At 59.2% G+C, this 13,806-nt stretch carries 11 protein-coding genes; 5 read left to right on the forward strand and 6 right to left on the reverse strand.

Annotated elements, in window-relative coordinates:
* Positions 1–22: 22 nt before the first annotated feature.
* From ACR9ZC_RS14135 to ACR9ZC_RS14145, 3 genes are all read right to left on the reverse strand, one after another.
* The gene (locus tag ACR9ZC_RS14135) at positions 23–2,476 is read right to left on the reverse strand and encodes a phage tail length tape measure family protein (RefSeq protein WP_481580770.1); all 2,454 of its coding nucleotides are present in this window, start codon (positions 2,474–2,476) and stop codon (positions 23–25) included.
* A complete protein-coding gene (locus ACR9ZC_RS14140; RefSeq protein ID WP_173262829.1) occupies positions 2,476–2,652 on the reverse strand; it encodes a ribbon-helix-helix domain-containing protein in 177 nt (58 codons plus the stop codon). Before ACR9ZC_RS14140 ends, ACR9ZC_RS14135 begins: the two co-directional genes overlap by 1 nt.
* A 315-nt stretch (positions 2,653–2,967) precedes the next feature.
* Positions 2,968–3,255, reverse strand: a complete 288-nt coding sequence (locus ACR9ZC_RS14145) for a hypothetical protein (protein WP_481580771.1) — start codon at positions 3,253–3,255, stop codon at positions 2,968–2,970.
* Between the two features lie 375 nt (positions 3,256–3,630).
* Between ACR9ZC_RS14145 and ACR9ZC_RS14150 the strand changes: the two genes are divergently transcribed.
* The 5 genes from ACR9ZC_RS14150 (at position 3,631) to ACR9ZC_RS14170 (ending at position 10,093) form a co-directional block, all read left to right on the forward strand.
* A complete protein-coding gene (locus ACR9ZC_RS14150; RefSeq protein ID WP_481580772.1) occupies positions 3,631–4,005 on the forward strand; it encodes a hypothetical protein in 375 nt (124 codons plus the stop codon).
* 524 nt (positions 4,006–4,529) lie between these two features.
* Positions 4,530–5,540 (forward strand): GlxA family transcriptional regulator, encoded by a 1,011-nt coding sequence (locus tag ACR9ZC_RS14155; RefSeq protein WP_481580773.1) that lies wholly within the window; start codon positions 4,530–4,532, stop codon positions 5,538–5,540.
* Positions 5,541–5,811: 271 nt separating this feature from the next.
* Positions 5,812–7,023, forward strand: coding sequence for a M24 family metallopeptidase (locus ACR9ZC_RS14160; protein WP_481580774.1), 1,212 nt, complete (start codon positions 5,812–5,814; stop codon positions 7,021–7,023).
* 68 nt (positions 7,024–7,091) lie between these two features.
* Positions 7,092–8,417: a serine hydroxymethyltransferase gene (gene glyA / locus ACR9ZC_RS14165; RefSeq protein WP_481582669.1), complete on the forward strand. Its 1,326-nt coding sequence runs from the start codon at positions 7,092–7,094 to the stop codon at positions 8,415–8,417.
* A 302-nt stretch (positions 8,418–8,719) separates the two neighbouring features.
* Positions 8,720–10,093: an MFS transporter gene (locus tag ACR9ZC_RS14170; protein ID WP_481582670.1), complete on the forward strand. Its 1,374-nt coding sequence runs from the start codon at positions 8,720–8,722 to the stop codon at positions 10,091–10,093.
* A gap of 292 nt (positions 10,094–10,385) precedes the next feature.
* Here the strand turns inward: ACR9ZC_RS14170 and ACR9ZC_RS14175 are convergent, their stop codons facing one another.
* The 3 genes from ACR9ZC_RS14175 to ACR9ZC_RS14185 form a co-directional block, all read right to left on the reverse strand.
* Positions 10,386–11,093: a succinate dehydrogenase iron-sulfur subunit gene (locus ACR9ZC_RS14175; RefSeq protein ID WP_481580775.1), complete on the reverse strand. Its 708-nt coding sequence runs from the start codon at positions 11,091–11,093 to the stop codon at positions 10,386–10,388.
* A 183-nt stretch (positions 11,094–11,276) separates the two neighbouring features.
* The gene (locus ACR9ZC_RS14180; protein ID WP_481580776.1) at positions 11,277–11,420 is read right to left on the reverse strand and encodes a DUF488 family protein, N3 subclade; all 144 of its coding nucleotides are present in this window, start codon (positions 11,418–11,420) and stop codon (positions 11,277–11,279) included.
* A complete protein-coding gene (locus ACR9ZC_RS14185) occupies positions 11,417–13,786 on the reverse strand; it encodes a glycoside hydrolase family 15 protein (RefSeq protein WP_481580777.1) in 2,370 nt (789 codons plus the stop codon). The genes ACR9ZC_RS14180 and ACR9ZC_RS14185 overlap by 4 nt, the downstream gene beginning before the upstream one ends.
* Between the last annotated feature and the right edge of the window lie 20 nt (positions 13,787–13,806).

Here is a 13,806-nt window from a genome sequence, read left to right on the forward strand (position 1 = left end):
CGCCGCCGCAGCGCCTGCATTCTCATCCTGATTGACGCGCTGTTCTCATCTTGATTGACGCGCGGCACGAGCCGCCGTCCGCAAAGAACGAGGTTCCGATAGCTTGAAACATCTGCATCTCTGCTTGATGCAAAGCTATCTTGGCAAGGTCCGCGAGAATGCTTGACGTGAACTGAGCAAAGTTCCCTTTGCCTGTGGTAACGAACTCGTCCAACGCTCGCGCCGAGTCCTGCCACGCAGTAGTAAAGGCCGTAGCCATCATCTGCGCGGTTGTCTCCCCGTCGCCGCCTAGCTTCGCTACCGCTAGGTGCATCTGGTCGGAGTAGCTGTCTCGGACCTCCTTCTCGCGCGCGAGATATGCCTCCAATTGCTGCATGCGTGCGTCGTACGCCTCTTGCGAGGCTCGCAACTCAAGCGCGTATTTTTGTTTATCGCTAGCCGGATCGAGAGCATACTGCTCATACAGGGCCTTGGTTGATTCCGCGTACTGCTTAGCCATTTCTAGCCGCGCGTCGTAGTCCGCTTTTTCGCGCGTAGTCGAGAATCGGGTAGCCTCTGCGCTCGCATATACCGATCCCTGCTGCTCCGTGCCGTTCGACAAACGCAATGCGTAGCGCTGCACATCCCGGATGCGCTGCTGCTGGAGCATGGAAAGCGAATCGTTGAGGCTCCGCTCAACGTCTACACGTTGCTCTTTGAGCTTCTGCAAGTCCCGTAGCGCTTCCTGGTATGCGGCAGATTCCGGCTTGCCGCGTGCAATATCTACCCGCTTCTGGGCGTTGGCGATCTCCTGATTGAGCGCGCGCTCCTGGATCGCTGCAAGCTGACTAAGGTAGGTCTCGCCATCGATAAGGCCCAAGCTGCGCGCTGCCTTTAACGCTGACTCGTGGCGTTTCTCCTCAGCCTCGATAAGCTGGTTAGCCGAGGTCATTTGCGCGAGCATGCCGGAGAACGCAGCGGAGTTCCCGTGCTTCTTTGTTTTCTTCGCGTACTCTTCGTTTATCTGGGCGACGTTATCATAGTGCCGCTTTAACGCTGCCTGATAGTCCTTCGAGTTCTTATCGAGAGCAGCGGTAGCCTTCTTAAAGGCTGTGTCCTCCGCTTGTAGCTCCAGCGTGTGCTTCTGGCTTGGGCTCGCATACTTGTCCGAGCGTAGATAGCTGTCAACGGCTACCTTGGCGTCGCCTGCCTTCGCTGCGGCCTCTTGTGCGCGCTGCTGCGTATTTACGACGGTCTGCTGCTGTCGTAGAACATCGAGCTTCTTCTTTTCTACGTCGAGGGCTTGTTGAGCGCTCGCGACGTTCCCGAACGCACCCATAGATTGCTGCTGCTTAAGGTTACGCTGTGCTGCTGCAAACCGCTCGTATTGATCTCCTACTTGCTTGTCTATACTGTCCGGAACGCCGATACTACGAATAGCGTTCTTTACCCGGTCGATAATCGAGCCCCATTGATGCCACCATGAGAGCACGATACCCATGTGCTTGTCGGCATCGTCGGAAATCCTTTGATGCACGTCCGACAGGTCCCGCATGATTGCCTTAACGGCTGCGGCCTCGTTGCCTTGCTTGACGAAGTTATCTATCTCTTCGACCTGCGCCGCCGTAAATGCGTGGTGAGCCGTCTGATACTTCGCCACCCATTCAAGTACGTTCTCTTGGATGCGTGCGAGCGATTCAGCCGCCTTATCGGTACCGATGCCGATATCCGAGGACATAGCGAGCGCGGCACGCGTCGCAAGCTGTAACTCGTCGGCAGTGAATGCACCTGTCGCAGCGACTTGGGCCATAGCTTCCCGCACATCGCTAAGATGCGCGGTGCTCGATTGCAACCCGTTAGACATTTCCGCCATCTGTCCAGCGGAGAGTCCGATATAACCGTTCGTGCTGCTAATGGCGTGATTGAACGCCTCTACTTGCTCGTAACCCTTAACGATTTGAGTCACGAAGAACGCCGCAGCAGCCGCAGCCGCGCCAAACCCGAGACCGACCGGGCTAAGTACCATGCTAAGCGCGTCAGTACGTTCCGCGAGCACGCCCATAGAACCCGCAAAGCGAGTCCAATTTCCTTGGGACGCCTCGTGAGCGAGTACGAGCAGTTCTCGCCGTGCGCCCGAGCTATTCAGGCTGAATTCGTGTGTATGCTTACTCGCCTCGTCGATCTGGCGAACGTAGCTCGATACGGAGTCGGCGATGCCCAATTGCGCCGCGCGCATCTGCAATAGCTCCGCACGAGTCTTACCCGCTTGGTCCGCTGTGCGCTGTAGCTGTGACACAAAATTGTTAATAGCCCTAGCAGATGCGTTCGAGCCGTTCTGCGCGGCCTCTGCGATGGCCTGTTGTGCTACGCGGACTCGCTCCGCTGCTGCGGCCTGGGTTTGCATGAAGGCATCGGCGGACTTCCGCGCCTTGTCGATCTCTGCCGTGTAGCCGGATGCGTCTGCGGTTACACGAACGGTAGTGGCGTTGTTAGCCATTAGCGCGCGTGATTGCTCAGGTATTGACTCACGGCGTCTTTGACGAGCGCGCTAACTGTGCGGTCCTGCTCTGCCGCAAGTTGTCGCAGCGATTTTCGCACCTGGGGGGAAACCTTCGCGCCGATCACTGTCTCGCGTGAATATGGCTTTGGGTATTTGTTTTCTTCGTTGGGCATATAAATTAACAAGGGTTAACAAAAGAACACGAGCTACCGGTATTCGCTCGAAGAGAACGGACACGGGGTAGCTCACGCGGGGATGACAATGGAATACGTCAAATGAGCGCGGATGGAGAACGAGCGTCCTCTCCTTAGCTGTGGGGTATTTTGTATCGTGGGGATGCGGTTCGCCTTGCACGTACCTGGGGCATCGTCGGGTATGCCTACCCGTTCGGAAAGGTTCTCCTCTCCAAAGCCCTCGACAATTTTATATCGTGAAATGGCGCTGCGTATGCAGCTTTGAGGGCGTCCTCTCCTTAGCGGTCCACTATTTTATATCGTGAAATCCGCCGCGTATGCAGCCCTGAGGGCGTCTAACTGGTTGCAAGCGTCTACGTAGGCAATCTCCATCGCGGCAATCTCTGTGCGAATGCTTTCGGCCTCCCGCGCATCGCCTATGTCGTCTGCGAACTCAAGCGCATCGTCCAGCGCGTCCCAAGCTGCGTCGAGCGCATCTATGTCATGCTGGAGCGCCTCCAAAGTTACCGGCTCATCGTCAAGCATGAGGGCGAAGGAGGGCGATTTCCGGATTGCTGCTACTGCTTGCGCTACGTTATTCATGGTCTACCTCGCTGGATGTTTCGTTAGGACGGCTAGTCGGTTAAGCAAGGAGACTCGCTAAAGAATCGCCCTTGACGAACCGATTTCCTCGCCGGCCCGCTTGCGCTCCTCATGCACTGCGCTACCGTCGATTCGTGCCGGGTCTGCTAGGACTAGCTGTATTCCGGCTTCGCATTGGATTCCCTCCGCGACACCCTAGCTTCGCTATTGACGTGGCCGGCTCTAGGTAGCCTCTCCGCTGCTATACTCAAAGCTTAAGTACAGCATTGGGCGCATCGTATCTGCAAAGCTTAAGTACAGCAAGAGCGCGTTTTAGAGTGTTCGCTCTAGCGTTGTCTTGCTAAACTGCTCTATTGCTTAAGTACGGGAGGCATCATGCCCAGGAAGTCAGTAGATCGGCCCTCATCCGCGCAGGAGCTTGCAAAGGTATCGAAGGAAGCAGCGAAGCAGGCGCAGCAGAATAGCGAGCGGGCGAGATATCTAGTCGAGCTTATGAAGCAGCACTTCAACAGCGACGAGATAAAGAACGGCGTTAAGACGGGCCAAGAGACCGTATCAATGCAAATCCGCGTGATGAGGGAGCAGGCGGACATGTTGAAGGCCGCTGCGTTCGTCGAGGGCCGGCCCGCTACCGCGATTTTGCGCGATCTCCTTAGAATTTATTTCGAGGCCAAGCAGAATGACCCCGACGAGGTGGAGCGGGAGAAGTTCCAGAAGGCAGTAGCGATGCAGGCCAGCCTAGCGCGTTGAGTAGAATCGCACGAACATCGCAGCAACTCCCCGCAGAGCCTTGCTGCATAAGGCATTGCGGGGGTTCGAATCCCCCTCTCTCCGCCAGTCAAGCTTCTCAGGCGGTCTCGCCGATTCTCAGCAAATCTCGCAAACCCTTGTTGCGGCGGGCGAGTTGGGGTGTCGATCTTCTTGCTTCTTTTCCGTGCTGCCTGACATTCGTACCCTTAGTTGTGGGTAGGGTTGGGGGTAGAGAACGGGCGCTTATGGGAAGCTTCCAGGTGTTCCATGCCGAAGCCATCATGGAAGCGAATGAACTTCGCATCTTTGGCTAGCCAATCAGCCCAATGAATTTCGCCGTATGAGCGCAGCAATGCTTCCGCTTCGCGAAGCATCGCGGCGAGGGCTTCGGTTTCTGATGTTGGTCTGTGCCGCGAGCAGGGGGACACGACCGGAATGGAGCATTGCGCGCGCACCCGTGCTGGTGCGCATATGATTACGGACGTACCCGGATTTCAGTGCTTTTTCCCGTCAAGAACTCGAACGTGTCTACGAATTCCAATAGACCTGAAAGCGAACGGCCGGCCGGACTGCACGATCTGCGCGTGACGAAGTATGGCTTCCTTCTACTCGACGATTTCTCGCTGATCGCGCTGGCCGCGGCTGTCGATCCGCTGCGGATCGCAAACACGGTCGTCGGTCGGCGCGTCTACGACTATCAGCTGATCGCGACTGGCGGGGATTTCGTCCAGTCGAGCGATGGAATCTGCGTGCGGCCCAATGCGACGATGGCCGATAGCGGTTCGTTCGACGCCGTGTTTGTCGTCGGCCCCAATCCGATTCCGCGCAGGGGCATCGGCGCGGTGCTTGACTGGTTGCGCCTGCTTGCCCGCCACGGGACAGCGCTTGGCGGCCTCGATACCGGTAGCTTCTTTCTCGCGCGCGCCGGCCTGCTGAACGGCTACCGATGCACGATTCACTGGGAAGATCAGGACGTGCTGATGGAGCAGTTTCCCATGTTGACGGTGTCGAATCACCTGTACGAGGTCGATCGCGATCGTTATACCTGTAGTGGAGGCGTCGCGCCGCTGGACTTGATGGTGCACCTGCTTGGCATGCCGCCCGGCAGCCGCTCGCTCGCGGCGCGCGTGCTCGAACTGCTCATTGCCGAGCGGCGCAGTCATGAGCAGCGCCAACGCACCTCGCTGCGCCAGTACATGGGTGCCGAACACGCGAAGCTCGACGAAGCGCTGCAGGTTATGGAAAGCAACGTCGAAGAGACACTTACCGTCGCCGAGATTGCGTCATATCTGAGCGTTTCGCAAAGGCAACTTGAACGCTGGTTTCATGAGCGTCTCGGCAAGACACCAGCACAGGCGTATCTCGAGATCCGCCTGCTGCGTGCGCGTCAGTTGCTGTACCGCACCTCCCAGCCGCTGGAAGAGATCTGTGCGCGCACCGGCTTCACGTCGATGACGCACTTCGCCACGCGCTACAAGGCGCAGTTCCAGATCCCGCCCAGCGTCGATCGCCGACGTTATCAGAACGCACTATAGGACGTGCTGGCGATGCGCTTCCGGATCTTCTGAGCGCCGTCCGGATGACAGGCCCCGGTTCGCAAGCAGCACGCCGTCTGCGTTGCTCAAACCTGTCTCCACATCTGATCCAATAGTCTGCTCATGGACGCCTCGCGTCGGTAAGCGCGCTCACCGGCGTAAACCCTAAATGTCGAAATGGGGAATTGTTCCGTCGAATCCGGAAATGTTATAAATCCCTGAACTCCTACCATTCGCTCACACCCACCGACCTTCACCAAGGAGCGAGCGCATGAAACTGGAGAACCTGATCCGGATCGAAAACGGCCAAAAGGTGAAGCACACCTTTTCAGACGCCGAGTACGCCAACCGCCAGGGAAAGCTGCGTGAACTGATGGCGCACGAGAACATCGACGCCGTGCTGTTCACGTCGTACCACAACATCAACTACTACGCAGACTTCCTGTATTGCTCATTTGGCCGCAAATATGGGCTCGTGGTCACGCCGAAGAAGGTGGTGTCGATCTCGGCGAACATCGACGGCGGCCAGCCGTGGCGTCGCACAGTCGGCGACTACAACGTCGTCTACACCGACTGGCAACGCGACAACTTCTTCCGCGCCGTACAGGGAGAGATCGACGACAAGGGGCGCGTGGGCGTCGAGTTCGACCAGCTTCCGGTGGAGGTGCTCGCGAAGCTGAAGGCGGCGCTGCCATCCGTCGAATTTGTCGACATCAGCGCCCAGACGATGCGCATGCGCATGATCAAGTCGGCCGAAGAAATCGAGGTCATCAAGCACGGCGCCAATGTGTGCGACGTGGGTGGCGCCGCACTCGCCGCCGCCATTCATGAAGGTGTGCCCGAACATGAAGTCGCGCTCGCGTCGACGCAGGCGATGGTGCGCGAGATCGCACGCCGTTTTCCGGACTCCGAGCTGATGGATACGTGGACGTGGTTCCAGTCGGGCATCAACACCGACGGCGCACACAATCCGGTCACGACGCGCAAGGTACAGAAGGGCGACATCCTGAGCCTGAACTGCTTCTCGATGATCGCCGGCTACTACACGGCGCTTGAACGCACGATGTTCTTCGACCACTGTTCGGACGAGCACCTGCGTCTGTGGAAGGTCAACGTCGAGGTGCACGAGGCGGGGCTGAAACTGATCAAGCCTGGTGCCCGTTGTAGCGATATCGCCCACGAGCTCAACAAGATCTACGCGGAGTATGACCTGCTGCAGTACCGCACATTCGGCTACGGCCATTCGTTCGGCGTGCTGTCGCATTACTACGGCCGCGAAGCCGGGCTAGAACTGCGCGAAGACATCGACACAGTACTGGAACCGAACATGGTGGTGTCGATGGAGCCGATGATCATGCTGCCGGAAGGCCTGCCCGGAGCGGGCGGCTACCGTGAGCATGACATCCTGGTAGTGGGCGAGAAGGACGCGACCAACATCACGGGCTTCCCGTACGGGCCCGAGCACAACATCGTCAAGGCCTGACCCGCCTGCGTTCAAACAGCCTGTGGCCACGGCCGCAGGGCCCTCATGATGTGGCAGGAGACGTTTCCTTGTTTTCAACAGAACAGACGATTGCCGGGTTCGATCCGGATCTGTACGACGCGATGCGTAGCGAGCGCCAGCGCCAGGAAGATCACATTGAGTTGATCGCGTCGGAAAACTACACCAGTCCGCGTGTGCTCGAAGCGCAGGGCTCGGTGCTCACCAACAAATACGCCGAAGGCTATCCGGGCAAGCGCTATTACGGCGGCTGCGAGCACGTCGACGTCGTCGAGTCGCTGGCGATCGCGCGTGCGAAGCAGCTGTTCGCCGCCGATTATGCAAATGTGCAGCCGCACAGCGGCTCGCAGGCGAACGCCGCCGTCTATCTGGCGCTCCTCTCGCCCGGCGACACGATTCTCGGGATGAGCCTCGCGCACGGGGGGCATCTCACGCACGGCGCGAAGGTGTCGTTTTCCGGCAAGTTCTACAACGCGGTCCAGTATGGCGTCGATACCCAGACCGGCCTGATCGATTACGACGAGGTGGAGCGCCTCGCGCTCGAGCATCAACCGAAGATGATCATTGCCGGGTTCTCGGCGTATTCGCGCGTGCTCGATTTCGCCCGTTTTCGTGCGATCGCGGACCGCGTCGGCGCTTATCTGTTCGTTGACATGGCGCACGTCGCCGGACTGGTCGCAGCCGGGATCTATCCGAATCCCGTGCCGTTTGCGGACATTGTCACGACAACTACCCACAAGACCTTGCGCGGCCCGCGCGGGGGGCTGATTCTGGCCAAAGCCAACGCGGAGATCGAAAAGAAGCTGAACGCGATGGTTTTCCCGGGCACCCAGGGCGGCCCACTGATGCACGTGATTGCGGCGAAAGCGGTCGCATTCAAAGAAGCGCTCGGCCCCGACTTTGTTGAGTACCAGAAACAGACCCTCGCGAACGCGCGCGCTATGGTGACCGTATTCAACGAGCGGGGCTACCACGTGGTGTCCGGCGGGACCGACGATCACCTGTTCCTGGTCAGCCTCATCGCGAAGGGGATCACTGGCAAGGACGCGGATGCCGCGTTGGGCCGTGCACACATCACCGTCAACAAGAACGCCGTGCCGAATGACCCGCAGTCACCGTTCGTGACCAGCGGGATCCGCATCGGTACGCCGGCCATCACGACGCGCGGTTTCGGCGAGGCCGACGCTGTGCTGACCGCCGCGCTCATTTGCGATGTCCTGGATAACCTGGGTGACGCGCAGATCGAGCTGCGGGTTCGCGAACAGGTGGCGAAATTGTGCGCCCGCTTCCCTGTATACGCCGGCCTCGGGGTGCAACAGACCAAATACAAGGAAACCTCGCGCGGAGGCCTCGCGGTCAACGTGATCGAGGGTTGAGGAGAAGGATCATGAGCCGGTGCAACTCGTTGGCCTGAAGACATGTGTGGCAGCGGCCTGATCGAAGAGATGCGTTCAGTTCGCGTTCACCGCCCTTATCACGCTCACCGGTGTTAACCCTCGATGTCGAAACGAGAAAGTTTTCCATCGCATCCGGAAATCTTCCCCTTGGTCGAACGTCTACCATTCGCTCAAACGGACCCTGCATATCGCCACGGAACGGACACATCGGACAGGCCGCCGCAAGAGCCGCCGTCAGAACCGCAGCAATCTCACGATTCATTCATGTTTGGAGACAACAAATGAGTACCAGGAAAGCGGTTTCAGCGCGGCCAGCTATGGCCGGCATCACCTCGCAGCCCGGCATGGCGTTCACGTCGAGCCATGATCAGGCGGACACGGCACCAGACGCGCGCCTGCTTAAGCGCGCCGCGATGGCGAGCTTCATCGGCAATTTTGTCGAGTGGTTCGACTACGCGTCCTATGGCTATCTGGCGACGATCATCGCGGTCGTGTTTTTCCCGAAGACCGACGCGGCAACGGGGCTGCTCGCCGCTTACGCCGTATTTGCGATCTCGTTTATTGTCCGGCCCATCGGAGGCATCGTCTGGGGGCACTTCGGTGACAAGATCGGGCGCCGGACAGCGCTCTCGCTGTCGATCCTGATCATGTCGGCTTCGACCTTCGTGATTGCGTTCCTGCCAACGTATGCACAGGTTGGCGTCATGGCGCCGATTCTTTTGCTGCTGGTTCGACTTATCCAGGGGTTTTCGGCCTCCGGTGAGTATGCAGGGGCATCGGCATTTCTCGCCGAATATGCACCGGAGGGCAAGCGCGGTGTCTATACCAGCATTGTCCCGGCCAGCACGGCTGCGGGTCTGCTGTTTGGTTCGATCTTCGTCGCGGTGTTGCATGCCGTGCTCACCACCGAGCAGATCCAGTCGTTCGGATGGCGGTTGCCGTTCCTGCTTGCTGCGCCGTTCGGGCTGATTGGCCGATACATCCGGGTGCGCCTCGAAGATACGCCAAAGTTCAAGGCGCTTGAGATGTCCCACCACGTCGCACGCGCGCCGGTCACCGAATTGCTGACTGTGCATCGCAGCAAGATGTTGATCGCGTTTGGGGTCACGTGCCTGAACGCGGTGGCGTTCTATCTGGTGCTGAGCTACATGCCGACCTACCTGTCGACCGAGATGGGGATGGGCGAAACGCAATCCTTTATTGCTGCCACGATCTCCCTTGCCGCCTATATCGGCTTCATCTTCATCATGGGGGCGCTGTCGGACCGCGTCGGTCGCAAGACGATGCTGATCGGCGCCTCGGTCCTGTTCGCCCTACTGACGGTACCGCTTTTCAAGGGACTCGTCGGTGCCAGCTTCATGACGATCGTGCTGATCCAGATCGCGTTCGGCGCGTTGCTGACGATGAACGACGGCACGCTACCGTGCTTTCTGTCAGAGATCTTTCCGACGCGCGTGCGCTATAGTGGCTTCGCGTTTTGTTTCAATGCAGCGAATGCCCTGTTCGGCGGTACAGCACCGTTTGTCGCGACCTGGTTGATCCATGCCACCGGCAGCAAGCTGGCCCCCGCGTGGTATATGGTCGGCGCGGCAGGCGTCGCTTTGATAGCCATGCTCGCGAGTCGGGAGACATCGCGCGGGCCGCTCGCCGACTGACTCCCACTGGACTGAAGCTAACCCTCTCTCCGCCAGTCAAGCTTCTCAGGCGGTCTCGCCGATTCTCAGCGAATCTCGCTCAGCCTTATCTGGCGAGCGTTTTGTTGGTCTTAATGTTCTTGCCGCCTCCCAGGGCTACCCACATGTTCGCAGCATGGTTTGTGGGTAGGCCATGGGCTCCAAGCAACTTCATCGCCTCAATGCTTTGCGCATCTCGCGGAAGATCGCGCTGAACGCCCCCTGCGTCATCCTTGGCGTTGCCATAACAGCCTCCTTCGTTAGTTTGCGGCTTTCAGATTGCCCTGCGCGCAAGCATGCTGCGAATCTCCCCGATTGCCTTTGCAGGATTCAGGCCTTTGGGGCAGACGTCCGTGCAATTCAGTATGGTCCGACACCGGAAAAGGCGGTACGGATCGTCAAGATTGTCAAGCCGCTCCCCCGTGCCCTCGTCGCGGGAATCGACCAGAAAGCGATAGGCCTGCAGGAGCCCGGCTGGGCCAACATATTTGTCTGGATTCCACCAGTATGAGGGGCACGCGCTGGAACAGCACGCGCACAAGATGCACTCGTAGAGACCGTCGAGCTGATCGCGTTCCTCGGGAGTCTGGAGCCTTTCCCGCTCGGGCGGAGGAGTGTCGTTGATCAGGTAAGGCTTGATCGAATGGTACTGCTTGAAGAACGCGGTCATGTCCACGATCAGGTCGCGAACGACCGGCAATCCGGGCAGCGGGAGCAAGACTGTATGGCGAGGGAGCTCGTTTAAGTTGGTGATGCAGGCAAGCCCATTCTTGCGGTTGATGTTCATCGCGTCCGAGCCGCACACGCCCTCACGACACGAGCGCCGAAAGCTCAGCGTCTCATCCTGTGCCTTGAGCCGGACAAGGACATCGAGCAACATCCGGTCATACGGGGTGACCTCTATCTCGTACGTTTGCATGTACGGCTTGGGATCTCGGTCTGGATCGTAGCGGAAAATTTCGAAGGTCCTTGTGTCACTCACGATGTTCCTCCTTTGTGGAACGAATCTCGCGACGCACCAGCGATGAGAGACTCGAACGTCATACCCAGCATCGTAGAACGCAACGAGGAATCTTCGGCGATGAGCAAGGAGTCGACGTCCACCGTGTTCGCTCGCACGTCTGTCTCGACCTTTGCATGAACTGCGGCCTCTGCACGATCGCGCCTAATCCACTTCCTTGAGCCAGCCGTCGAGTTTTACGGCGTCCTTCTTGATGCCTCGCGGCCAGAGGCGATCGACGAGAAAATGAACATGTCCGTCATCGCCCACGCGCTCATATACGCGTTGGATATCGATTGTGTGTTTCATGATCGCGATGCTCCCGTGTTGGCATCTCCCAGAAGAATGTGAAAGTCAGTGCCGGCCCAGCGTTGCGACTGCGGGAAATAGAACGTGAAATCAAGGACCGAATGACCAGCAACGTCTGCGCTGTCGAACCGGACGCCGTGTGTGCAAAAGGCTTGCACCAGCGACGGCCTGTCAGCTATTCCATGCCATCCATCGAACCCATAGTGCAGGCAGAACGGCTCCAGATTTTCGATAAGCAGTGCTCGACCCCCGGGCAGTACATCGAACGGCTGTGGCTCTCGCCAATGCCAGGTCGCCGCTTCGGGCCGCTGGGCGTGGTATCGCCGCTCGACACTCGAGAGCAGTTCGATCGGGCGCCGTTGATGCCGCGCAATCAGCAACTTGATAAATTCGGCATGCGCCCACACGAGCGGCATGGCGCTGCCGGTCGGCTTGCCAGGCTCGAGGCCACGTTGGGGTATCGGATCGGTGTCCCACACTTGTTCCGGAATCAGGCCACTTGCTCCGGTCATCCGCGTCATCATTTCAAGGTAGGGCAGCGGATCGATTCCCAGCATCAGATCGAGATGGGCCCGCTCGCCTGTCAGCAGGGGCCACAACCGCCCGATGCCTGTGCCATCGAACGATGCGCCGTTGTCGTGTTCGCCGTAACCATCGTCGTTGTAACGCCGGTAAGCGATGCCGTGAGGCGTGCGGACACCCAGCAAGCCGTCGATGACTTTTACCGTATTCAGGATGCGTCGATCGCGCGCATCGCGCAATCCGAGCCGGACCAGATAGAGGCACTCCATGCCGACGAGCGCGACAGCAGGCGCGCTAGTGCCCACCCGATTGGCAATGTCGATTCGACCTCGCAATCCGCCTTTGCGTAGGGGCGCTGCGATTCGAACGTAATAGCCGTCGATGCCGAAGGCCCCGGAAAACGCTCCGTTCTCGACGTAAGTCCAGTCTTCAAGCCGTTCATTCCAATAGTCGGCGAGCGAGAGGACGTAGGCGTTCTCGTCGTGCGGCAAATGTTCGGCCGCGCAGACCATTGCCGCGATCTCGACGCCGAGCGTGAACGGCGAAATGCCGGCATTTTCTTCCCAGCGGTCTTGGGGGCTGCCTGGACCATTGCGCGCGATATAGCCAATCGCGCGTGTAATCATTTCGGACCAGCCTGTCAGTGCGCCCATGGTGCCGGCCTCGGCGAGCTTGGCTGCAAGCAGTACTGGAAAGCCCACCTCATCAAGCTGAATGCCGGTCCAGAACGACCGTCCGTCCGGATAGCTGTTCTGGCTCCAACTTCCGTCCGCTCGTTGCGTTGCAATGAGGTATTCGAGCGTGTGGCGGGTATCTTCCACACAGCCGATCGCGAGCAGCGCGAAGGCGGCTTCGACGGCGTCGCGCGTCCAGACGAGGTGATACCCTCCGGTACTGTCGCTCGTGTTACCCCATGGAATGCTCAGGCTGGCGATCAGCGCTCCCGGATACGTCCTTCCTTCATGAGCTTTGAGCACTGTCGCTGACAGGTAGGCCTCATGCCGAACCGGCTCCGGCGTTTCCGGAATAGCGATTTCGGCGGCCCATGCCTGCCAGGCCGCGGCGCACGAACGCTGCACACCATCGAACCCCTCGGCAAGGCTCGACCGCGCGAGAGTATGGGCGCCTTCCGGCCTCGCGGCAAAGCCGAGCGCAAGCACACCGGTAGCGGCCGCCAGTTCTCCCATCAGGGCAACGTTGCCGTTCAATGCCTGCGCGAAGGTCCAGTCCATGCGCCCATGGATGGCGAAGTCTTGCCAACCGTCGGAATACCCAACGTATCCGGCACTTGCACGCGAGTAGCCGCAATCGGCAGCAAGATGAAGTGCGATTCCGTCTTTCCATGCCACGAGACCGTCTGCTACCTGAGCATTGTTGTGCAGACCGCTGCCGCCAAGATGGGGGGCGAGCAGAGCGTAGAGCTTGACGTCGTTTCCGATGAGCCGGAATGCGACGAGCATCACGTCCCGAATCGGGTCTGGCGATAGCTTGATCTCGAGGCGATACCCCTCACCCTCGTGCACGATGCGCGGCACCGGGATAAAAGGGCTGGGAAGCGAAAGCCGATACCGCCCGATGCGCTTCAGTTCGTGCCAGCCACGCGGCCCGGCGACGATGAAGCCCAGGTCGCGTACTTGAGGCTCGCCAGTGGACGGCCAGTAGACCTCATTGAGGATGCCATTGCCGATCGACGCCCATACGCGGCTGCGACCCAGTGCGGTCGTCACAAGGTCCTTGGCACTCGAGGTCCAGGTAGGAGCAATCCCAGGCCAGCCGGGCGCAGTACCTGAAACATCCACCGCCTGCGTGTCCATGTCGAAATCAATGGGTCTGGGAAGTTTCATCTCTTGAGCGACTGCTTCAC

The organism is Trinickia sp. HAY1-2D (assembly GCF_056754935.1).